The organism is Orrella dioscoreae, from assembly GCF_900089455.2.
GTDB lineage: Bacteria > Pseudomonadota > Gammaproteobacteria > Burkholderiales > Burkholderiaceae_B > Orrella > Orrella dioscoreae.
This window is the reverse complement of record NZ_LT907988.1, coordinates 1,191,419-1,212,134: the sequence shown is the minus strand read 5'-3', so window position 1 is coordinate 1,212,134 and position 20,716 is coordinate 1,191,419. Positions and strand designations below refer to the sequence as shown.

21 protein-coding genes and 1 tRNA gene are annotated in these 20,716 nt (G+C 68.0%); 13 read left to right on the top strand and 9 right to left on the bottom strand.

All coding sequences use genetic code 11. The features are described 5' to 3' along the window. Positions 1-174 precede the first annotated feature (174 nt). Both ODI_RS05495 and ODI_RS05490 read left to right on the top strand, forming a co-directional pair. Entirely contained in the window at positions 175-792 is a 618-nt protein-coding gene (locus tag ODI_RS05495; protein WP_067750508.1) for a hypothetical protein, read from the top strand. A 14-nt stretch (positions 793-806) separates the two neighbouring features. Then, positions 807-2,036: a GGDEF domain-containing protein gene (locus ODI_RS05490; RefSeq protein WP_067750511.1), complete on the top strand. Its 1,230-nt coding sequence runs from the start codon at positions 807-809 to the stop codon at positions 2,034-2,036. On the opposite strand, the gene ODI_RS05485 is transcribed toward ODI_RS05490, so the two are convergent. Beyond that, positions 1,995-3,173: an MFS transporter gene (locus tag ODI_RS05485; RefSeq protein WP_067750513.1), complete on the bottom strand. Its 1,179-nt coding sequence runs from the start codon at positions 3,171-3,173 to the stop codon at positions 1,995-1,997. The two genes, ODI_RS05490 and ODI_RS05485, sit on opposite strands and share 42 nt — an antisense overlap. 136 nt (positions 3,174-3,309) lie before the next feature. On the opposite strand from ODI_RS05485, the gene ODI_RS05480 reads away from it, so the two are divergent. Both ODI_RS05480 and ODI_RS05475 read left to right on the top strand, forming a co-directional pair. Continuing rightward, positions 3,310-4,323 carry a LysR family transcriptional regulator gene (locus ODI_RS05480; protein WP_067750516.1) on the top strand — a complete coding sequence of 338 codons (1,014 nt, stop codon included), beginning with the start codon at positions 3,310-3,312 and terminating at the stop codon, positions 4,321-4,323. Positions 4,324-4,522: 199 nt separating this feature from the next. Further along, the gene (locus ODI_RS05475; RefSeq protein ID WP_067750519.1) at positions 4,523-5,035 is read left to right on the top strand and encodes a hypothetical protein; all 513 of its coding nucleotides are present in this window, start codon (positions 4,523-4,525) and stop codon (positions 5,033-5,035) included. A 36-nt stretch (positions 5,036-5,071) separates the two neighbouring features. Here ODI_RS05475 and prpF read toward each other — a convergent pair whose 3' ends face one another. From prpF to ODI_RS05455, 4 genes are all read right to left on the bottom strand, one after another. After that, on the bottom strand, positions 5,072-6,253 hold the full coding sequence (prpF, locus tag ODI_RS05470; RefSeq protein ID WP_067750522.1) for a 2-methylaconitate cis-trans isomerase PrpF: 1,182 nt from the start codon (positions 6,251-6,253) through the stop codon (positions 5,072-5,074). Positions 6,254-6,332: 79 nt separating this feature from the next. Then, complete coding sequence (acnD, locus tag ODI_RS05465) at positions 6,333-8,951, bottom strand: Fe/S-dependent 2-methylisocitrate dehydratase AcnD (protein ID WP_067750524.1); 2,619 nt, start codon at positions 8,949-8,951, stop codon at positions 6,333-6,335. Then, positions 8,948-9,667, bottom strand: a complete 720-nt coding sequence (locus ODI_RS05460; protein WP_067750572.1) for a GntR family transcriptional regulator — start codon at positions 9,665-9,667, stop codon at positions 8,948-8,950. Before ODI_RS05460 ends, acnD begins: the two co-directional genes overlap by 4 nt. Before the next feature lie 105 nt (positions 9,668-9,772). Beyond that, positions 9,773-10,645, bottom strand: a complete 873-nt coding sequence (locus ODI_RS05455) for a LysR family transcriptional regulator (protein WP_067750527.1) — start codon at positions 10,643-10,645, stop codon at positions 9,773-9,775. A 108-nt stretch (positions 10,646-10,753) separates the two neighbouring features. Here ODI_RS05455 and ODI_RS05450 point away from each other — a divergent pair, with 108 nt between their 5' ends. The 3 genes from ODI_RS05450 (at position 10,754) to ODI_RS05435 (ending at position 12,930) form a co-directional block, all read left to right on the top strand. Further along, the gene (locus ODI_RS05450) at positions 10,754-11,923 is read left to right on the top strand and encodes a mandelate racemase/muconate lactonizing enzyme family protein (RefSeq protein ID WP_067750529.1); all 1,170 of its coding nucleotides are present in this window, start codon (positions 10,754-10,756) and stop codon (positions 11,921-11,923) included. Between the two features lie 153 nt (positions 11,924-12,076). Further along, positions 12,077-12,150 (top strand) — tRNA-Cys (locus ODI_RS05445). A gap of 372 nt (positions 12,151-12,522) precedes the next feature. Next, positions 12,523-12,930 (top strand): hypothetical protein, encoded by a 408-nt coding sequence (locus ODI_RS05435; protein WP_067750534.1) that lies wholly within the window; start codon positions 12,523-12,525, stop codon positions 12,928-12,930. Positions 12,931-12,993: 63 nt separating this feature from the next. Here the strand turns inward: ODI_RS05435 and ODI_RS05430 are convergent, their stop codons facing one another. After that, entirely contained in the window at positions 12,994-13,983 is a 990-nt protein-coding gene (locus ODI_RS05430) for an NAD(P)-dependent oxidoreductase (RefSeq protein WP_067750536.1), read from the bottom strand. Positions 13,984-13,987: 4 nt separating this feature from the next. Further along, the gene (locus ODI_RS05425; RefSeq protein WP_067750538.1) at positions 13,988-14,200 is read right to left on the bottom strand and encodes a hypothetical protein; all 213 of its coding nucleotides are present in this window, start codon (positions 14,198-14,200) and stop codon (positions 13,988-13,990) included. A 156-nt stretch (positions 14,201-14,356) separates the two neighbouring features. Between ODI_RS05425 and ODI_RS05420 the strand changes: the two genes are divergently transcribed. Continuing rightward, positions 14,357-14,944 carry a DUF2946 family protein gene (locus ODI_RS05420; protein ID WP_067750541.1) on the top strand — a complete coding sequence of 196 codons (588 nt, stop codon included), beginning with the start codon at positions 14,357-14,359 and terminating at the stop codon, positions 14,942-14,944. Positions 14,945-15,009: 65 nt separating this feature from the next. Here ODI_RS05420 and ODI_RS05415 read toward each other — a convergent pair whose 3' ends face one another. Continuing rightward, the gene (locus tag ODI_RS05415; RefSeq protein ID WP_067750575.1) at positions 15,010-15,414 is read right to left on the bottom strand and encodes a DoxX family protein; all 405 of its coding nucleotides are present in this window, start codon (positions 15,412-15,414) and stop codon (positions 15,010-15,012) included. A gap of 146 nt (positions 15,415-15,560) precedes the next feature. On the opposite strand from ODI_RS05415, the gene ODI_RS05410 reads away from it, so the two are divergent. The 5 genes from ODI_RS05410 to ODI_RS05390 all read left to right on the top strand — a co-directional run bounded on the left by ODI_RS05410 (position 15,561) and on the right by ODI_RS05390 (position 19,839). Beyond that, entirely contained in the window at positions 15,561-16,481 is a 921-nt protein-coding gene (locus tag ODI_RS05410) for a LysR family transcriptional regulator (protein WP_098020983.1), read from the top strand. Positions 16,482-16,495: 14 nt separating this feature from the next. Continuing rightward, complete coding sequence (locus ODI_RS05405) at positions 16,496-17,074, top strand: NUDIX hydrolase (RefSeq protein WP_067750543.1); 579 nt, start codon at positions 16,496-16,498, stop codon at positions 17,072-17,074. A gap of 52 nt (positions 17,075-17,126) precedes the next feature. Then, the gene (gene aat / locus ODI_RS05400; RefSeq protein WP_098020847.1) at positions 17,127-17,879 is read left to right on the top strand and encodes a leucyl/phenylalanyl-tRNA--protein transferase; all 753 of its coding nucleotides are present in this window, start codon (positions 17,127-17,129) and stop codon (positions 17,877-17,879) included. 114 nt (positions 17,880-17,993) lie between these two features. After that, positions 17,994-18,746 (top strand): arginyltransferase, encoded by a 753-nt coding sequence (locus tag ODI_RS05395; RefSeq protein WP_067755230.1) that lies wholly within the window; start codon positions 17,994-17,996, stop codon positions 18,744-18,746. 43 nt (positions 18,747-18,789) lie between these two features. Further along, on the top strand, positions 18,790-19,839 hold the full coding sequence (locus tag ODI_RS05390; RefSeq protein ID WP_067755355.1) for a quinone-dependent dihydroorotate dehydrogenase: 1,050 nt from the start codon (positions 18,790-18,792) through the stop codon (positions 19,837-19,839). A 103-nt stretch (positions 19,840-19,942) separates the two neighbouring features. On the opposite strand, the gene ODI_RS05385 is transcribed toward ODI_RS05390, so the two are convergent. Next, the gene (locus ODI_RS05385) at positions 19,943-20,521 is read right to left on the bottom strand and encodes a phasin family protein (RefSeq protein ID WP_067755233.1); all 579 of its coding nucleotides are present in this window, start codon (positions 20,519-20,521) and stop codon (positions 19,943-19,945) included. Positions 20,522-20,716: the final 195 nt, after the last annotated feature.

The following is a 20,716-nucleotide window of genomic DNA, read 5'->3' as shown; positions in this document are numbered from 1 at the left end:
GGGACGGCCGGGGCGCCGGTCGGCGCGCAAGCCAGGATGCATCGCGCCATTACAGCACGGCGCCGCGCGCGAAGTAGGCTATAGTCGAGGCCTCCAACAGGCCCAGACTTCGCGTATCGAAGCCTGGGCCTTCTGTTTTACCTGCCTCCCGTGGGCCCAACCGACACGCGTGCCATGGACATCGCATTACTCCTGTTGTTGATCATCGCGGCTTCGCAGCTGCTGCGCGTGCAATACCAGCGCGCGCGCATCGCCTTGCTGGGACGCCACCTGGCCAGGCTGCAGCTGGAAAAGCACATGGAAACGCTGACGCAGGGCTATGCGCGCGCCATCCACGACGCCACCGAGTCACGCCAGCTTCAGGTGCTGGAAACCCTGCACCAGACCGAGCGCGCGGCGGCGTCGCAGGTGCAGACGCTGGCCAGCAGCCTGCGCGAGGAAACGCCGCAATCGCTGAAGATGGGCGCCCTGTCGTTCTGCGTGCCCTACGCCGAACGCTTCCTGCCCGATGGCATGCTGCGGGACTTCCAGGCCCTGGTGCAGATCCACGCCGACGGCCTGCGCCACGTCGTGGACAACGTGGAGAACTGGGATCCCAAGACCCGCGCCTACCACCTGTCCGCCGAGCTGTACCTGCTGCAACACAGCTGCCACTGGTTCTGCAAGTCGCGCGGCATTGCCGACGCCCGCCTGCTGCTGCGGCATCAGGTCAATCACGCGAAAGTGCTGGAGTCGGTTTCGCACGTGACGCGCACGCCCTATCTTCGCTGGCTGCAAGGCGACAGCCGGTAAGCCGGGGGTCCGCCATGCCCAGGCTCCCCAACGAGACGCTGCTCGCCCTCGCCCACCCGCTGGTCGCGCTGCTCATCGCTTTCGCCTTCCATGGCGCCTGGCACTTCCTGGGGCGGGCCAGGCAGATGCGCTCCTTCGCCTGGGCCTTCACCTGCTACGCCGTGGGGCTGACCAGCCAGATCCTGCTCTGGCCGGCAAGCCGGGCATCCAATGTCCTGCTGACCGGCGCGCTCTATGGCGCGGCAGCCTATCTCTTCGCCCGCGGCATCGCCGAGCAGGAAAACCGCGACCTCCCCTGGCGGCCTGCGCTGGTGCTGCTGGCGATCATGCTGGGCTTGCGGACCTGGGCAGGCGCGGAGCCGGGAGACTTCCTGCTGCGCACGGGTTCGCTCTACGGCGCGGTGACTGTGCTGTTCCTGATGGCGCTGTGGCAGATCCGCCACTTGGCGCGCGGCACGGCGCTGGAGCGGCTGTTGTTCTGGTTTCTGGGCCTGGGCACGCTGGCGCAGTTGCCGCGCGTCCTGCTCACCGGCCAGGCGCGCGACGCCGCATATGGCTACGACGGCACCCTCTATTGGGTCGGGACACAGATCAGCTTCTATCTTTTCAGTGTCGGCGCAGCGCTGTTGTTCCTGCTCCTGACGGCCAAACGCACCATCGCCGAGTATCGCCATGCCTCCGAGCGCGACGCGCTGACCGGCATGGCCAACCGTGCCGGCCTGCAGCGCGGCCTGCACAGGCTCGCGCTTTCGGGCGAACGGTACGGGCTGGCCATCGTGGACGCGGACCACTTCAAGTCCATCAACGATCGCCACGGTCATCCGGCCGGCGACGCCGTGCTCACGGAAATGGCCGGCGTGATCCAGGCGCAACTGCGCGGCAACGACTTCGCCGCCCGCGTCGGCGGCGAGGAGTTCATCCTGGTCATGCCCGGCGCAACCCATGACGCCGCCCAGGCCGCCGCGCAACGCCTGCGCGACAGCCTGGCGGCCCATGCCTTTTCACATATTGCGCCGGGCTTGCGCTGCACGGTAAGCATCGGCGTGGGCAGTTTCCCCGCCGCGCACCCGTTCACCCAGGCATACGCCTGCGTCGACCAACGCCTGATCCGGGCCAAGCATGGCGGGCGCAACCGGGTGGTATCGGATGACCGCGCAGACATCGGCGCCGCGCCCGACGCGGCCGGCCTGCCGGGCGATGGATCAGGCGGCGGCCGCGAGCCTGCGCCACAGCCAGACCGTTAGCATCACATTCACCCCGGCCAGCATGCAGAGCACCCAGAACGTCGGCGAGGCGCCCAGGTACTGCAGGCACAGGCCGCCCACCAGCGGCGTCGCCGCCTGCCCGATCAGCGAAGGCCGCGCCAGGCGCCCCATCACCGCGGCATAGTCCCGCGCGTCGCACAGGGCCAGCGGCAAGGTGCCGCGCACGATGGCGCGCATGCCGTTACCTGCGCCGTACATGAGCAGGGCGATGGCCGCGTAGGCCGGCGCCACGGTCAACAGCACCAGTCCCAGCAGGGTCAACACCACCGAAGCCAAGGCCGGCCAGATCGGATGCATGGTCTTCATCGCCATGAACACGATGCGCGCGCCCACCTGCGCCGGCCCCAGCAACGCCGCCAGGCCGATGGCCTCGCCCAGCGTGGCGCCACGCGCCTGCAACAGCGAGATGAGCTGCACCATCATGGCGGTCATGAGCACGGCCGCGACGGTGAAGGACGCCGACATCAGCCAATAGACCCCTCGGTCCAGGCCGTGGCCACCCTGCCCTGCCGTCGTCGTGGCGGCAGTCACCGCGCGATGCGCCGGCAAGGCGCGGCGGTACATGGGTACGACCGACACCAGCAGCAGTGCGGCGTACAGCACGCAAGCCGTGCGCCAGCCGAACTGCGACACCATCGCGGCCATGACGGGCCAGACCAGTGTCGTGCACAGGCCGGAGATCAGCGTGATGTGGGAAATGGCCCGGCGCGCGCGCACGCCATACAGGCTGCCCAGCGCGGCGAACAGTGCGTCGTAGAGCCCGCAGGCCATGCCCGCGCCGATGATGACCCACGCCAGCACGTACACGGCCAGATGCTGGCTGGCGGCCAGCACCAGCAGCCCCGCCGCGACGATGATGCCGCTGGCGCCCAGCAGCCCACGTCCGCCCCAGCGGGCCAGTGCACGGCCCAGCCAAGGCGACAGCAGGCCCGACACCAGGATGCCCAGCGACAGGGCGCCCAGCACCCACTGGCGCGGCCAGCCGGTGTCCTGCCCGATGGGGTCGGCCAGCACGGACAGGAGGAAGAAGGAACCGCCCCACACCAGGATCTGCGCACCGCCCAGCAACAGGATGTCCAGCAGGGTCGGGCTTTCCTTCACAGGGATGGCGGTCATGGGGAAACAGCAGGCAATAGTGGGCACGCAGCGCGTGGAACAGGCATGATAGGCTCGCCCATTGATCGGGAATAGCGGTTTTTTCCGATACATCTGAATCGGAAATTCCGATTTTTTTCCTTCGAGATGCCGCACCATGACCTTCAAGCAACTGGAAGCCCTGTACTGGGTGGCGCAGCTGGGCGGCTTCCGCCAGGCCGCCGCCAGGCTGTACACCACCCAATCCGCGGTGTCCGAACGCATCCAGGAACTGGAGGCGCAATTGGGCGTGGCGCTGTTCGACCGCAGCCAGCGCGCGGCCCGGCTGACTGACAAGGGCCAGGAACTGCTGCTTGCAGCCAAGCGCATGCTGGACCTGCGGCAAGACACACTGGCCCGGCTCGGCGATCCGGCCATGATGACGCGCACCTTGCGCCTGGGCGTGACCGAGTTGACGGCGATGACCTGGCTGCCTGGTTTCATCGAAGCCATCCATCGTGACTATCCCCGCGTGACGGTCGAGCCGGCGGTGGACATGAGCCGCCAGCTGTACCGGCAACTATTGGACGACGAGCTGGATCTCGTCATCGTGCCCAAGGCCTATCCCTCCCACCCCGCGCTGGTCTCGGTGCAGGTGGGCGAGGTGCGCAACGCGTTCATGTGCAAACCGGGGCTGGTGGACGCAGGCGCAGCGCTGCCGCTGCGCGACCTTAGCGAGCACCGCATGCTGGTGGACACCTCGGGACCGGGCATTCTCTATGACGAATGGTTCAAGGCGGCGGGTTTCACGCCCAAGGACACGCTGGCGAGCAACAGCGTGGTGGCCCTGCTGGGCCTGACCCTGTCGGGCATGGGCGTGAGCTACTTCCCCGTGGAAACTGTGCGCCCCTTCATCGAACAGGGCCTGCTGCAATGCCTGCCCGTGAAGCCCGAACTGCCACGGGTGCCCTATGTGGCCATGCAGAAGGCGTCGCGCAAGAGCGAACTCACTACGTCGATCATCACGCTGGCCCAGGCTTCGTACGATATTGGTGCGTTCTTCCGTATGCGCTTCGCGGCTCTGGCGGCCCAAACACCCCCTGGTTCGCATGAGGGTCATTTTCCGCGAGCACGGGGAAAGACTGTCGCGCATCAGGCGCCGATGGCGCGAACGGGGAAGGAAAGGACATAGAAGCAGGGGAAAGCTGAGCAGCGCCGTCTGTGCCACCCCGATGACCCGCCGTCATGCAGGGAAATGAGACAGCCCCTTGCAGCACCTTCTCACATGTCGTGCTCGCGCGGTAGACTCGTGCGCCCATCCCCTTGCCATCGCCATGCGCACACCGACACGCCCCATCAGGAAACGCAGGCTACCCGCCACACTTTCCCCCATGGTGAAAATACGCGCCGAACTGCGAAAAGCGGGCGTGGGTTTTCTCTGGCTGCTCGGTGCGATTCTCGTCGTTGCCCTCGTCCTGGTGACCAATGCACCCAGGCAGGTATTGACCGTGACGGCGCTCGCGTTGCTCGTTCCTCTCATGATCATGCTGTGGCATTTGATCTGGGCCATGCGCATGTGGGTCTTCGACATGGGAGAACACGAAACCCCACGCCAGCAGAACATCAAGCTCGCGCTGGCAGGAACGATGACGTTTTCGGTCTCGGCATGGCTGATCATCTCCGCCTCGCAAGGCCTGGACGAAGGCGTGGCGCCCGCGTTCCGTCGCAATGGCGAGGATATCCTCCTGGCAACAAGCCCCGGGCTGTTCTGGCTGGCCATCAGCCTGCGCCTTGGGGCGGGCCTTGGCATGATCGGGCTACTTCTGTGGGGCCTTGGACGGAGCGTACTGAGAAGACGCCGCAACAGGCAGGACGCGACGGCCGGGCCTCAGCCAAAAGCATAGCAGCGGCGACGGGCAAGCCAGCCGCCACGCTGCGCCTTACCCAGAAAAGGGCACGTGCACCCATCCCTGCATCAGCACCCGCGCGCTGCGGCTCATGATGGCCTTGGTCACCGTCCATTCGCCGTTCTCCTGTTGCGCCCGCGCGCCCACGCGCAAGGTGCCGGAAGGATGGCCGAAGCAGACGGTCTCGCGTTCGCCGCCGCCCGCCGCCAGGTTCACCAGCGTGCCCGGCACCGCGGCGGCGGTGGCGATGGCGACAGAGGCCGTGCCCATCATGGCGTGATGCAGCTTGCCCATGGACAGGGCGCGCACCAGCACGTCGACATCCCCTGCGCCGATGGCCTTGCCGCTGGAAGCGGTATAGGCACGCGGCGGTGCCACGAAGGCGATCTTGGGCGTGTGCTGGCGCGAGCCCGCCTCGCCCAGTGACTTGATCAGCCCCATGCGCAGGGCGCCATGCGCGCGCAGGGTCTCGAAGGTGGCAAGCGCCTGCGCGTCGGCGTTGATGTCGTCCTGCAATTCCGCGCCGGTGTAGCCCAGCGCCTCGGCTTCCAAGAAGATGGTGGGAATGCCCGAGTTGATGAACGTGGCGCGGAAGCTGCCGATGCCCGGCACATCCAGCACGTCGACGACATTGCCGGTGGGGAACATCGACCCGCCCTCGCCGTCCTCGGCCGGGTTCATGAACGCCAGCACGACCTCCGCCGCGGGGAAGGTCACGCCGTCGAGTTCGAAGTCGCCGGTCTCCTGCACCTGGCCGTCCGTCATGGGCACGTGCGCGATGATGGTCTTGCTGATGTTGGCCTGCCAGATGCGCACGACGGCGATGCCATCGCGCGGCACGCGCGCGGCATCCACCAGGCCGTTGCGGATGGCGAACGGCCCGACGGCTGCCGACAGGTTGCCGCAATTGCCGCTCCAGTCCACGAAGGGCTTGTCGATGGAGACCTGGCCGAACAGGTAGTCCACGTCGTGGCCGGGCCGCGTGCTGCGGCTGACGATGACGCTCTTGCTGGTGCTGGAGGTGGCGCCGCCCATGCCGTCGATCTGCTTGCCATAGGGATCCGGGCTGCCGATCACGCGCAGCAGCAGCGCGTCACGGCTGGGGCCCGCCACGCGCGCGGGAACGGGCAACTCGTCCAGCACGAAGAAGACACCCTTGCTGGTGCCCCCGCGCATATAGGTGGCGGGAATCTTGGTCTGCGGCGCGTGCGGCATGGGGAGGGTCCTGTGGCAAGGCGATAGGGAAGAAGCGATGCGCCGCGCGAACGATCACGCGGCGCCGGGAACGTCAGGCTCAGCCTGCCTGGCGGCCGCCCTGGGGCGCGGCCTCGGCCTCCAGGAAGTCCTGCGCGAAGCGCTGCAACACGCCGCCTGCCTCGTAGATCGAGACCTCTTCGGCGGTATCCAGTCGGCAGGTCACGGCCACCTCGGCCGTCGTGCCGTCATGGCGATGCACCACCAGCGTCAGGTCGGCGCGCGGGCGGCGCTCGCCCACGACGTCATAGGTTTCCGTGCCGTCCAGGCCCAGCGTCAGGCGGTTCACGCCCGGCTTGAACTCCAGCGGCAGCACGCCCATGCCGATCAGGTTGGTGCGGTGGATGCGTTCGAAGCCCTCGGCCACGATGGCTTCCACGCCAGCCAGCCGCACGCCCTTGGCGGCCCAGTCGCGCGACGAGCCCTGGCCGTAGTCGGCACCGGCCACGATGATGAGCGGCTGCTTGCGGGCCATGTAGGTCTCGATGGCTTCCCACATGCGCAGCACCTGGCCATCCGGCTCCACGCGCGCCAGCGAGCCCTGCCGCACCGTGCCGTCCTGGCTGCGCACCATCTCGTTGTAGAGCTTGGGATTGGCGAAGGTGGCGCGCTGCGCGGTCAGGTGATCGCCACGGTGCGTGGCATAGGAATTGAAGTCTTCCTCGGGCAGGCCCATCTTGGCCAGGTACTCGCCCGCCGCGCTGTCCAGCAGGATCGCGTTGGACGGCGACAGGTGATCGGTCGTGATGTTGTCGCCCAGCAGCGCCAGCGGCCGCATGCCGCGCAGCGTGCGCTCGCCGGCCAGCGCGCCTTCCCAGTAGGGCGGACGGCGGATGTAGGTGCTTTGCGCACGCCAGTCGTACAGCGGGCTCACGCGCTCGGTGCTTTCCTTGCGCAGCCCGAACATGGGCGCGTAGACCTTGCGGAAGTGATCCGGCTTGACCGACTGGCGCACCACGGCGTCGATTTCCTCGTCGCTGGGCCAGATGTCCTTCAGGCGGATCTCGCGGCCGTCGGCATCCTTGCCCAGCACGTCGCGCTCGATGTCAAAGCGGATGGTGCCCGCGATGGCATAGGCCACCACCAGGGGCGGCGAGGCCAGGAAGGCCTGCTTGGCATAGGGATGGATGCGGCCATCGAAGTTGCGGTTGCCCGACAGCACCGCGGTGGCGTACAGGTCGCGGTCGATGATCTCTTGCTGGATGCGCGGATCCAGCGCGCCCGACATGCCGTTGCAGGTGGTACAGGCAAACGCCACGACGCCGAAGCCCAGTTGCTCGAGCTCCTGCGTGAGCCCGGCTTCGTCCAGGTACAGCGACACGGCCTTGGAGCCGGGCGCCAGCGAGGATTTCACCCAGGGCTTGCGGGCCAGGCCCGCGCGGTTGGCGTTGCGGGCCAGCAGGCCCGCCGCGATCACGTTGCGCGGGTTGCTGGTGTTGGTGCAGCTGGTGATGGCCGCAATGATGACCGCGCCATCGGGCATCAGGCCCGGCTCCTGCACGACGGCGCCGGCGATGCCGCGCTCGGCCAGGTCGGACACCGGCAGGCGGCGGTGCGGGTTCGACGGACCTGCCAGGGTGCGCACCACCGTGGACAGGTCGAAGCGCAGCACGCGTTCGTATTCGGCCTGCGCCAGCGTGTCGGACCACAGGCCCGCCACCTTCGCATAGGTCTCCACCAGCTTGACCTGCTCGTCTTCGCGGCCGGTCAGGCGCAGGTAGTCGATGGTCTGCGGGTCGATGGAGAACATGGCGGCGGTCGCGCCATACTCGGGCGCCATGTTGGAAATGGTGGCGCGGTCGCCCAGCGTCAGGCTGGACGCTCCCTCGCCGTAGAACTCCAGATAGGCGCCCACCACCTTTTCCTTGCGCAGGAATTCGGTCAGCGTCAGCACGATGTCGGTGGCGGTGATGCCGGGCTGGGGCCTGCCGCTGAGTTCGACGCCGACGATATCGGGCAGGCGCATCCACGAGGCGCGACCCAGCATGACGTTCTCGGCCTCCAGGCCGCCCACGCCGATGGCGATCACGCCCAGCGCGTCCACGTGCGGCGTGTGGCTGTCGGTGCCCACCAGCGTGTCGGGGAAGGCCACGCCGTCCTGCGCGTGGATGACCGGCGACATCCGCTCCAGGTTGATCTGGTGCATGATGCCGTTGCCCGGGGGCACGACGTCCACGTTGCGGAAGGCCTGGCGCGTCCACTCGATGAAATGGAAGCGGTCCTCGTTGCGGCGGTCCTCCACCGCGCGGTTCTTCGCGAAGGCGTCCTTGTCGTCGCCGCCGTATTCCACGGCCAGCGAGTGGTCGACGATGAGCTGCACCGGCACCACCGGATTGACCTTGGCGGGGTCGCCGCCCTTGTCGGCGATGGCGTCGCGCAGGCCCGCCAGGTCGACCAGCGCGGTCTGGCCCAGGATGTCGTGACAGACCACGCGCGCCGGGAACCACGGGAAGTCCAGGTCGCGGCGGCGCTCGATGAGCTGCGCCAGGGCATCGTTCAGCAGCGACGGTTCGCAGCGCCGCACCAGGTTCTCGGCCAGCACGCGCGAGGTGTAGGGCAGGCGGTCATAGGCGCCGGCCGAGAGGGCGTCCACGGCGGCGCGCGCATCGAAATAGTCCAGCGGGGTGCCCGGCAGGGGCTTGCGATAGGAAGTGTTCATGATGCCTCGTTGCGCTGCAGGTTGCCCTGCGCGATCTGTTGTTCGATGTTGTGACGGGAAGCGCGGATGTGCCTGCGCATCAGCATCTCGGCCAGCTCGCCATCGCGCTCGGCGATGGCGTCCAGGATGCGATGGTGCTCGGCGTAGGCCTGCCGCGGACGCTGCGGCGTGGTGGAGAACTGGATGCGGTACATGCGCGCCAGTTGGTAAAGCTCGTCGCACAGCAGGCGAAACAGCATCTGGTTGCCGCTGCCCTGCACGATGCGATAGTGGAAGTCGTAGTCCCCTTCCTGCTGGTAATAGCCCAGCCCCGCCTGGAAGGCCTCGTCGCGCTCGTGCGCGCGCAGCACCTCGCGCACGTCCTCGACCTCTTCGGGCCGCATGCGCTCGGCAGCCAGCCGGCAGGCCATGCCTTCCAGGGATTCGCGGATCTGGTAAAGCTCGGACAGCTCCTGCAGGCTGAGCGACACCACGCGCGCGCCCACGTGCGGCACGCGCACCAGCAGCTTCTGCCCTTCCAGCCGATGCAGCGCTTCACGCAGCGGCCCGCGGCTGATGCCATAGGCGCGCGCCAGCTCGGGCTCGGAGATCTTGCTGCCCGGCGCGATCTCGCCCCGGATGATCGCGGACTGGATCTGCCGGAAGACATGCTCCGAGCGCGTCTCGCCTTCGACGGCGGCCGCCTCGCCTACCGGCAGGGTCAGAATCTTGTTCATGGTGTCGACAATCTTATGGCCACAAGCGGAAAAATAGCGCATTGCGCGCCAAAAATCCACAGATTGTCTACACGACGCGCAGCGCCAAGGCATTGAACCCGGGTGTTAAAGCTTTTCCCAGAACGCCTCGGCGAAATCGCTCATGGGCAGCGCCGGACGCACCAGGCAGATATCCAGCGGGATGTCCCAGGCGGCATCCAGGCCGCGCGCCAGCACGCCGCGCGACAGGTCCTCGCCCGCCAGGCTGCGGGGCAGCCAGGCCATGCCCTTGCCCTCCTGCACCATCGACATCAGCACCGCGGCCAGATGCGAATGGAAGACCGGCGCCAGCGGACACGGCGGCGGACGCTGGCCCAGCACGGTGTCGACAATCCGGCCCAGGCCGGACTCGGCCGAATACGCCAGGTACGGCGCATCGCCGCCCGCCTGCATCGCCTGCGCCACGTCGGGCACCGCCAGCGGCAACAAGGCGTCCGCCCCCACCCCCTTGCTGCGGAACAGGCCCTGCGTCAACGCCGAGCCCACGCCCGGATGCTGGTGGCACAACAGGAACTGGGCCTGGCCACGCAGCAGCATCTGCTCGCAGACCGCCATGCTGTCGGACAGCAGGCGCACGGCTTCCAGCGGCGCGCCGCGCTCGGCCTGGCGGATCCAGGCGGGGAAGAAGGTGAAGGACAGGGAGTGGGTGGCGGCAAAGTGCAGCGTGCGCGTGGCGCGGCCGGCCACCTCGCGCGCATCCAGCCGCAACTGGTGCAGGCGCCGCACCATTTCCTGGGCGGCGGGCAGCACGTGCCGCCCGGCGTCGGTCAGTTGCGCGCCCTGCGCGGTGCGCGCGAAGAGCGGCGTGCCCATCCAGGTTTCCAGCGCGCGGATGCGGCGGCTGAACGCCGGTTGCGTCACGTGGCGCAACTCGGCCGCGCGAGAGAAATTGCCGCTCTCGGCCAATGCGGAAAAGTCTTCGAGCCAGGCCAATTCCATAGGGCTATGCCGTCCATGCATGAAGCGCGACGATCTTAGCATTGGCCTGCCCTGCCACCGCGGCGATAAGGTGAGCCCTCCCGACCCACTTTCCAGACGGACCTCATCATGCGCATCGTGGACATCCGCGAGAAGACGGCCTCCATCGCCTCGCCCATCGCCAACGCCTATATCGATTTCTCGAAGATGACCTGCTCGGTCGTCGCCGTGGTCACCGACGTGATCCGCGACGGCAAGCCCGTCATCGGCTACGGCTTCAACTCCAATGGCCGCTACGGCCAGGGCGCGCTGATGCGCGACCGCTTCCTGGCGCGCGTGGCCGAGGCCGAGCCGGACAGCCTGATCGACCAGGACCACGACAACCTGGATCCCTTCGCCATCTGGAAGGCCCTGATGCGCAACGAGAAGCCCGGCGGCCACGGCGAGCGTTCCGTGGCGGTGGGCACCATCGACATGGCGGTGTGGGATGCGGTGGCCAAGATCGAAGGCAAGCCGCTCTACAAGCTGCTGGCCGAGCGCTACCTGGACGGCGTGGCCGACGACAAGGTGTGGGTCTATGCCGCCGGCGGCTATTACTACCCCGGCAAGGACCACCGCCAGTTGCAGGACGAGATGCGCGGCTACCTGGACCGCGGCTATCGCGTCGTGAAGATGAAGATCGGCGCGGCATCGCTGGAAGAGGATCTCTCGCGCATCGAGGCCGTGCTGGAAGTGGTGGGCGACGGCCAGCGCCTGGCCGTGGACGCCAACGGCCGCTTCGACCAGGACACCGCCATTGCCTATGCCCGTGCGCTGAAGCCCTACAACCTCTTCTGGTACGAAGAGGCGGGCGATCCGCTGGACTACGCGCTGCAGGCCGAACTGGCCAACCATTACGACCTGCCCATGGCCACCGGGGAAAACCTGTTCTCGCACCAGGACGCGCGCAACCTGCTGCGCTATGGCGGCATGCTCCCCGAGAAGGACTTCCTGCAGTTCGACTGCGCGCTGTCCTACGGCCTGGTGGAATACCTGCGCACGCTGGACGTCATGAAGGACATGGGCTGGTCCAGCCGCCGCGTGGTGCCGCACGGCGGCCACCAGATGTCGCTGAACATCGCGGCCGGCCTGCACCTGGGCGGCAACGAGTCCTATCCGGACGTGTTCCAGCCTTTCGGCGGTTTCGCCGACGGCATCCGCGTGGAAGACGGCTATGTGGGCCTGCCCGACGTGCCGGGCGTGGGCTTCGAGGCCAAGGCCAAGCTGTACGCGGTGATGCGGGAGCTGGGCGAGGGCTGAGCTGCAGGGGTGGCGGCCAGCGGGACGAGCGTCTCGGCCACCCCACACTGGCGGCTTGCCGCTGGCAAGACCCCACGATTTGTCATAGAATAGCGGGCTTGGTATTTGCCACCAGCCCCCACAGCGATGTGCGCGGCGCCGGGCAAAGCCCACGGCGCAATGGCAGAGTGGTTATGCAGCGGATTGCAAATCCGTGTACGTCGGTTCGATTCCGGCTTGCGCCTCCAACAGATTCAAGGCTCGCAGCGTTGCGGGCCTTTTCTTTTTCCTGGGCCGCGAGGGGATTTCTCGACATGAAGCGCCCGGGCGCCCATGACGTTTTCATGCCTGGCGCACAGCGCCGGTGAACTCTCGCCCTGCTTCCCCCTCAAACCAGGATCCGGGCGCGTGCCAGCCTGCCGCTATAATCCTCGGCCGGTCTGGAGACCGGCCTCGCCGCCTGGCCCGAAAAGCGCCGCGCGGCAACCGCCACGCGCTTACCCAGCGCGGCAAGACACGCCGACATTCCTGCGCGCACCGGCCCGACACCGATGCCGCCCACGACCATCAAGCCGCCAGTCGAGCGCTTCGCGCTCCTGTCGCGAACAGGACTCTCTTCCATGACGACCTCTACCGGACACGCCACCCCGCCCGGCAACGCGCCTGCCTCGCAGTGGGGTTACCTGCATCCCGATTGCCACGGCGAGAACGCGCTGGTGTTCTTCACCTGGGACCTCGGCCGCGTGATCGAACTGACGCTGCAAGGCCAGCCCGACATGGAAGCCGCCCTGCCCTCGACGCAAGCCGCCGTGGACGCGCTGCTGCAGCAATACATCGACCGCAAGGCCCTGCCCGAAGCGTTCGACGGCCAGTCGATCACGCTGCGCATCCACTCGGAACCCGACGAGAACGGCGATGACTCATCGTACGTGGCGCTGCAGACCTCGCCGCACCTGGAGCAGCGCATCCTGGAGTCGCAGGCGCGCCTGCAGAACGTGCAGCAGACGAGCGGCGACAGCACGCACTGACGCGCTCGCGCACGCCATGAAAAAGGGATGCCGTGGCATCCCTTTTTTTGTCGCTGCCACCTCTCAGGCCAGGCGATTGCCCCGAGGCTCGCCCCGCAGGAACGCCTGCAGGCTGTCGATGACCAGCCTGCCCATCTCCACCCGCGTCTCGATGGTGGCGCTGCCGACATGCGGCAGCATGAAGCAATTGGGCAGATCGAAATAGGCCGGATGGATATCGGGTTCGTGGTTGAACACATCCAGCCCCGCCGCGGCCACCTGCCCTGTCTTCAAGGCGGCGACGAGGTCTTCATCCACCACCAGGCTGCCGCGCGCGATGTTGCCGACGATGGCCCCGCGCGGCAACTGCGCGATGCGCGCCGCGTTCAGGAAGCCGATGGTATCGGCCGTCGCCGGACACGCCAGCATCAGGAACTGCGACACGGGCAGCAGGCTTTCCGCGCTGGCGTGATACCGCGCACCCGCTTCCAGCTCGGGCGCCAGGCGCGAGCGGTTGTAGTAGTGGATGTCCATGCCGAAAGCGCGCGCCCGCGTGGCGATCTCGCGGCCGATGCGGCCCATGCCGACCACGCCCAGGCGCTTGCCCGTCAGGCCCCAGCCGTTCAATTGCAAGGGCGTCCAGCCCTGCCAGCCGCCGCCGCGCACCAGCGCGATGCTCTCGGTGGCGCGCCTGGCGGCGCCCAGCAGCAGCAACAGGCCGACTTCGGCGCAGGCTTCCGACAGCACGTCGGGCGTGTGATAGATGGCCAGCCCCCGCGCCCGCGCGGCGGCCAGGTCGATATGCTCGTGGCCGACAGAATAGGTGGCCACCGCGCGCACGCTGGCGGGCAGCGCCGCCACGGCGGCGGCATCCAGCGTATCGGTGGCGGTGACGAGCACCAGCTCGCACGCTGCCAGGGCGGGTTCGGTGCCCGGGCGCGCCAGGGCGCCAGGCGCCTCGGCATAGTGCGCGTCGAAGGAATCGGCGATCACCGCCCGCACTTCGGGCGGCAGGGAAAACGTGACGAAGAGCCGCGGCTTGGCGCCCACGGCCCGGGAAACGGCATCCGCCATGGCCTTACAGCGCCTTTTCTGCCACGGGCGGCGGCTCGATCCAGATGAAGGTCTCGCCCTTTTGCACCATGCCGGCGATGTCGATGGCGGCCACCTTGAAGTCCGTGCCCATCAGCGTGCCCGTGCCATTGTCATGCACGTGCATGATGGTGGGAGGATCACCGTCGATGGTGTACCAGTAGTAGCCTGCCTTGATGTCGTGCGGGATCTTTTCCATGGTTCAGTATAGGCTCCAGCGTCAGGGGTTCCGCATGGCTGCCGCGCCGACGCGCCGCGTGGCAACCTTGCGGTCCATTATCGGACGAACGCAGCTGGATGCGGTAGCCTAGTGCGCATGGACCCCCCCGCAACGCCCTCCTCCCCAGGCCCGCGCATGGACGAGAACGTGCTGGCCGCCATGGCGCGCTGGCCCGACGTGCCGCACGCGCACGGCTGGCTGTCGCTGGATGCGCGGGGACGGCTGCGCCTGCATCCCGACGGTGACAGCGCGCAAGGCGGCGCGGGCGAGCCCATCACCCACGCGGGCATGCTGGATTTCCTGCATCGCCACTACACCCACGACGAGCGCGGCGCCTGGTACGTCCAGAACGGTCCGCAGCGGGCCTACGTGCGGCTGGATGCCGCGCCCTACATCCTGCGGCGCGGCGCGGATGGCAAGGGGCTGTGGACCCACACGGGACTGCGGGTGGCGCAGGTTTCCCGCTGGATACTGGATGACGACGGCCATGTCTATGCCTGCACCGAACATGGGCCAGGCCGCATCGAAGACCGTGAACTCGCGAGCCTGCTGCCGGATCTGCGCGATGCCCAGGGCCTGAGCCTGCTGGACGCCATGGAGGGCACGGCCGGCCCCGGCCCCTGGCAACTGGGCGGCGGCCCCGATGCCCCTGCACCGCTGCAGCACCGCGCCGCCCAGGACATCCCGCAAGCACTGGGTTTCCTGCGCCAGACCACGCCATGAAAAAAGGCCGCGTCGTTTCACGGACGCGGCCTCTTCACTTTCCAACACCGGCACACCAGCGGCGCCTACCCCTTGCGCTTGCTCGGGAACAGCGCCGGCTTGCCGTCACCCAGCAGGGCCAGCGCAGCCGAGGCCGCCGCCAGGAACACCGGGTATTCCCAGCCGCCGCCGGGGTTGCCGAAGCCCCAGCCATTGCCGAAGTGCACCGTGGCCGCGGCCAGCAGCTGCACCGTCGCCACGGCGGCGATCCAGCGCGGCAGCACGCCCAGGATCAGCAGCGCGCCGCCGATGATTTCGAAGAAGGTGACCGGATAGGCCAGCCAGCCGGGAAAGCCGACCTTGGCGAAGAAACCGGCGGTGCCCGGCAGCGTGAAGACCAGCAGCTTGGTCAGGCCATGGGCCAGGTACATGATGCCCAGCGCCAGGCGCAGGACCAGCGCGGCGTAAGGGGCGGTACGGGGGTCGATCATGAAGGGCTCCGGAAAGAAATCGGGATGACGTCCGGATTCGGACATCCATGGAGCGGCATTTTGGTGGTTCCACAAACAAACATAAACATGCAGAATGGCAAATAATTATTCCGATTAGGAGAACAATGGTGGACACCCACGCCGCGATGCAGACGTTCGCCAAGGTGGTGGAACTGGGGTCGTTCGCGGCAGCCGCCGAGCGCCTGGACCTGGCCCGGTCCGCCGTCACCCGCCAGATCGCCTTCCTGGAACAGAAGTACGGCGTGCGGCTCCTGAACCGCACCACGCGCAAGCTCAGCCTGACCGACGCGGGGCGTGCCTTCCAGGAACGCATCCAGCCCATCCTGGCCGAGATGTCCGAACTGGAACTGACCTTGCAGGAGAAGGGCCAGCGGCCCAGCGGCCTCTTGCGCGTGAGCGCACCCTTCACCTTCGGCATCCTGCACCTGGGGCCCGCCATCTCGGCCTACATGGCGCAATATCCCGACGTCGCGATCGACCTGGAGCTCAGCGACCGCACCGTCGACCTGGTGGAAGAAGGCTTCGACCTGGCGCTGCGCCTGGGTACGCCGGCAGACTCCTCGCTGGTGGCCCGCCCCCTGTCGGAGCAGCGCATGCGCCTGTGCGCGGCGCCCGCCTATCTGGCGCGCCACGGCACGCCGCGCCATCCCGACGACCTGCGCCAGCATGAATGCCTGAACTACCACTACGCGAGCCAGGGCCGCGACTGGCAGTTCGAGAAGGACGGCCAGGTGCACAGCGTGCGCGTGGACGGCAAGCTGCGCGCGAACAACGGCGACGTGCTGCGCGCGGCCGCCGTGGCCGGGCGCGGCGTCATCCTGCAGCCCGGCTTCATCGTCGACGCCGACATCGAGGCGGGCCGGCTCGTGCCCCTGCTGGCCGACTACAGCACCCGCGGCGTGCGCGTGCAGGCGGTGTATCCGCACCGCCGTTTCCTGTCGCCCAAGGTGCGCACGTTCGTGCGCCACCTGGAGACGCTTTTCGGCGCCGGCGACGCCACCGTCAAGCCCGCTGCGCGGCGGCCCCGCCCCGGCTCCGCCGCTTGAGTAGAATCCCCCTCATGAGCTCGCTCCCTTCCGACTTCTTCTTTCCCGCGCCACGCGCCCAGCGCTTCTGCAGCCAATGCGGCGCCCCCCTGCACCGCGAGATCCCACCCGGCGACAATCGCCTGCGTGACCTCTGCCGGCAATGCGGCGCGGTGCATTACCAGAACCCCCGCATGGTGGTGGGCACGCTGCCCGTCTGGGAAGGCCGCATCCTGCTGTGCCGGCGCGCCATCGAACCGCGCTACGACACCTGGACGCTGCCCGCGGGGTTCATGGAGCTGGACGAAACCACGAGCCAGGGCGCCCTGCGCGAAACGCAGGAGGAAGCGGGCGCGCGCATCGAACTCGGGCCGCTGTACACCGTGATCGACGTGCCGCAGGTCGAGCAGGTGCACCTGTATTTCCTGGCCCGCGCGCTGGGCCCCGAACTGGACCCCGGCCCGGAAAGCCTGGCCGCGGACTGGTTCGCGCCCGAGGACATTCCCTGGGACGAACTGTCCTTCCGCACGGTGCAGACCACGCTGGAGCATTACCTGAAGGACCTGCCGCGCCAGGCCTTCGGACCGCATCACTACTCGCTGGGTGCGTGCTGAGCGCGGGCCCGGCCGCCACGCGCCTGCCTTCCGCGCCCCCGAGCCTCGCGCCATGAGACTCCCCTGGCTGGAACCCGATACGCCCTTCCCGCCCGCCCAGCTCGCGCTGCGCGACCCGGACGGACTCCTGGCGCTTGGCGCGGACCTGTCTGTGACACGCCTGCGCAACGCCTATTCGCAAGGCATCTTTCCGTGGTTCAGCGAAGGCGAGCCGATCCTGTGGTGGAGCCCCGACCCGCGCATGGTCCTGCGCTGCGAAGACTTCGCCCCGCCACACGCGCTGGCCAAGCGCCTGCGCCAGCTGGCGCGCGCGGAAGCCGCCGGCGCGCCCCTGCTGGACGTGCGCGTGGACACCGCGACGCCAGCCGTGCTGGCCGCCTGCGCGGCGCCGCGCGGTCCGGGCGGCGGCACCTGGATCACCGCGGCCATGCAGGCCGCCTACACCGCCTGGCACCAGGCGGGCGACGTGCACAGCATCGAGACCTGGATCGACGGCGAACTGGCGGGCGGGCTGTATGGCGTGAGCCTGGGCGGCATGTTCTTCGGCGAGTCGATGTTCACGCGCGCAAGCGGCGCCTCGAAGATCGCGCTTGCCCACCTGGTCGCTTTCCTGCGCACGCAAGGCGTGGACTGGATCGACTGCCAGCAGCAGACTGCGCACCTGGCCAGCCTGGGCGCGCGACCGGTACCGCGCGACGCGTTCCTGGCCCATGTGCGGGAGGCGCGCCGCCGCCCCCGCCCCGCCTGGGCGCGCGGCCGACTGGACACCCAGGGTCGGCTGCATCCCTACGCGCCCGCCGACTGACGCATCCGCGACACAAGCCCCCGTCATCGACCGGGCTTCCCGGCGAAGGCGGCCGAGCCAGGTGTATAGTCAAAACGCTGCGCGGGCCCAAAGCCCGGGCAGCCTCCCGCCCCCATGAGCCGACTCAAAGAGCTACCCTTCGCGACGCTGCAGTTCTATGCGACCGCGCCCTATCCGTGCAGCTACCTGCCGGATCAGCAGGCGCGCTCGCAGGTGGCCGCGCCCGGACATCTCATCAACGCGGGCACCTATTCGCAGCTGGTGGAACAAGGCTTTCGCCGCAGCGGCCTCTTCACCTACCGCCCGCATTGCGACCACTGCCGCGCCTGCATCCCGGTGCGCGTGGACACCGCCCGCTATACCCCCAACCGCAGCCAGCGCCGGGCCTGGGCGCAACACCGCGACCTGCAGCCCCTGGTCGCGGAACTGGCCTGGTCGGCCGAGCACTACGAGCTCTATTCGCGCTATCAGCAAGGCCGCCACCCCGGCGGCGGCATGGACGAGGACAGCCGCACCCAGTACGCGCAGTTCCTGTTGACCAGCCGCGTCAACACCCGCCTGGTCGAGTACCGCACACCAGAGGGCGCGCTGCGCATGGTGTCCATCATCGACGTGCTGGACGACGGCCTGTCCTCGGTCTACACCTTCTACGATCCCGACCTGCGCGGCAGCTTCGGCACCTACAGCATCCTCTGGCAGATCGAGCAGTGCCGCGTGCTGGGCCTGCCCTGGCTGTACCTGGGCTACTGGATCGCGGGCAGCCCCAAGATGGCCTACAAGTCGGCCTTCCAACCCGCCGAAATGCGGGTGGATGGCGCCTGGCGACCTGCCTTCGCCGCGCCGGACACGCCGCCGCCGCCAGGCTGACGGCCCATCGCCGTCCCGCGCCGCCTCGCTCTACAATGGCGCCATGTCGATCCTCTTCAACGCCTATTCCCTGGCCCGCCCGGCCCTTTTCTCGCTGGACGCCGAATCGGCCCACGAGCTCACCCTGACGCAGTTGCAACGCGCCTACGATTGCGCGTTCACGCGCAAGCTGCTGGCCGCCAGCCCGACGCCGCTGCCGACGCCGCTGATGGGATTGACGCTGCGCAATCCGGTGGGCCTGGCCGCAGGACTGGACAAGAACGGTGCGCACATCGACGCGCTGGGCAACCTGGGCTTCGGTTTCGTGGAAGTGGGCACGGTCACGCCGCGCGCGCAACCCGGCAATCCCAAGCCGCGCATGTTCCGCCTGCCCGCGTCGCAAGCCCTGATCAACCGCCTGGGCTTCAACAACAAGGGCCTGGAAACCTTCATCGCCAATGTGCAGCGCAGCACCTTCCGCCAGTCGGGCGGCGTGCTGGGCCTGAACATCGGCAAGAACGCCGACACCCCCATCGAACGCGCGGTCGACGACTACCTGATCGGCCTGGAAGGCGTGCACCCGCACGCGGACTACGTCACCGTCAACATTTCCTCGCCCAACACCCAGAACCTGCGCGCGCTGCAAGGCGGCGACGAGCTGTCGGCCCTGCTGTCACGGCTGCTGGAAAAACGCAAGGAACTGGAAGACCGGCATGGCCGGCGCGTGCCGCTCGCCGTGAAGATCGCCCCCGACCTTCAGACCGAGCAGGTCGACCAGATCGCGGCCATCCTGACGCAGCAGGGCGTGGAAGGCGTCATCGCCACCAACACCACGCTGTCGCGCGCGGCAGTGGAAGGCCAGCCGCACAGCCACGAACAAGGCGGCCTGTCGGGCCCGCCCGTGCACGAACTGTCGCTGGCCGTGATCAGCCGCCTGCGCCAGCAGCTGGGCCAGGACATGGCCATCATCGGCGTGGGTGGCATCGTCTCGGGCAAGCAGGCCCGCGAGAAGCTTGCGGCCGGCGCCAATGCCGTGCAGCTGTATACGGGCCTGATCTATCGCGGCCCCGCGCTGGTGGCCGAGTGCGTGCAGGCCCTGCGCGCCGCGCGCTGAAACCCCACCCAGAATAAAAAACCGGCCGCACAAGGCGGCCGGCTGTCACTGCTGAGGATCACGCGGCAGGCACCGCGTGATCCACCCTCGGCGTATCGCGCGATCAGGCGGCGCGACGGCTGCGGGGAGCGGCCTTGGTGGCGACATCGGCGGCATCCGATGCGGCCTTGAAGGTCGCGTTGGCGGCGGCATTCAGGTTGGTTTCGGCAACTTCGGCGGCTTGCTTGGCAGCCTTGCTGATCGAGTCGTAGGTGCTGTTGGCGGTGGCCAGCGAGGACTTCAGCAGGGCAACGGCGCTTTCCGAGCCGGCCGGGGCGTTCTTCGACAGTTGCTCGACGGCGTCGGTCAGGTTCTTCTGGCCGGCGGCGATGCGCTCGTCGGTCAGCTGGACCAGCTCGTTCTGCACACCGGCGACGATGTCGTAAACGTGCTTGCTGTAGGCCAGGGCCTTTTCGGCGCCGGGCTGCACCAGGGCGCTGGAGAACGCGACAGCGTCTTGGCCGTCCTTCAGTTCGGTGACCTGTTGCGAGGTCTGGGCGGCTTCTTCCAGCGAAGCGCGCAGGACCTTCAGGTTCAGGTCGACCAGCTTTTCGAAGCCGGAAAACAGGGTGCTTTGGTAGGCGACCAGCGTGTCGACGGCAGCCTTGTGGTTGTTCAGGACTTGTTGCGGAATGGCGCTCATGGCTATCTCCTTCGGGATGGTTTCGATGGGTATCGACGCGGCGGAAAAAGCTCCGGCGCGTTCCCCAAGGCAAAGACGCTAGGCCCAGGGGCGGTTCGGCAATGCTGGGAACTGATGCTTGCGGCGCAGCCCAGACAGCCCGCGATGTTCTGCCAGTCGGTCTTTGCTGCACTGCACAACACCATTTTAGGGCAT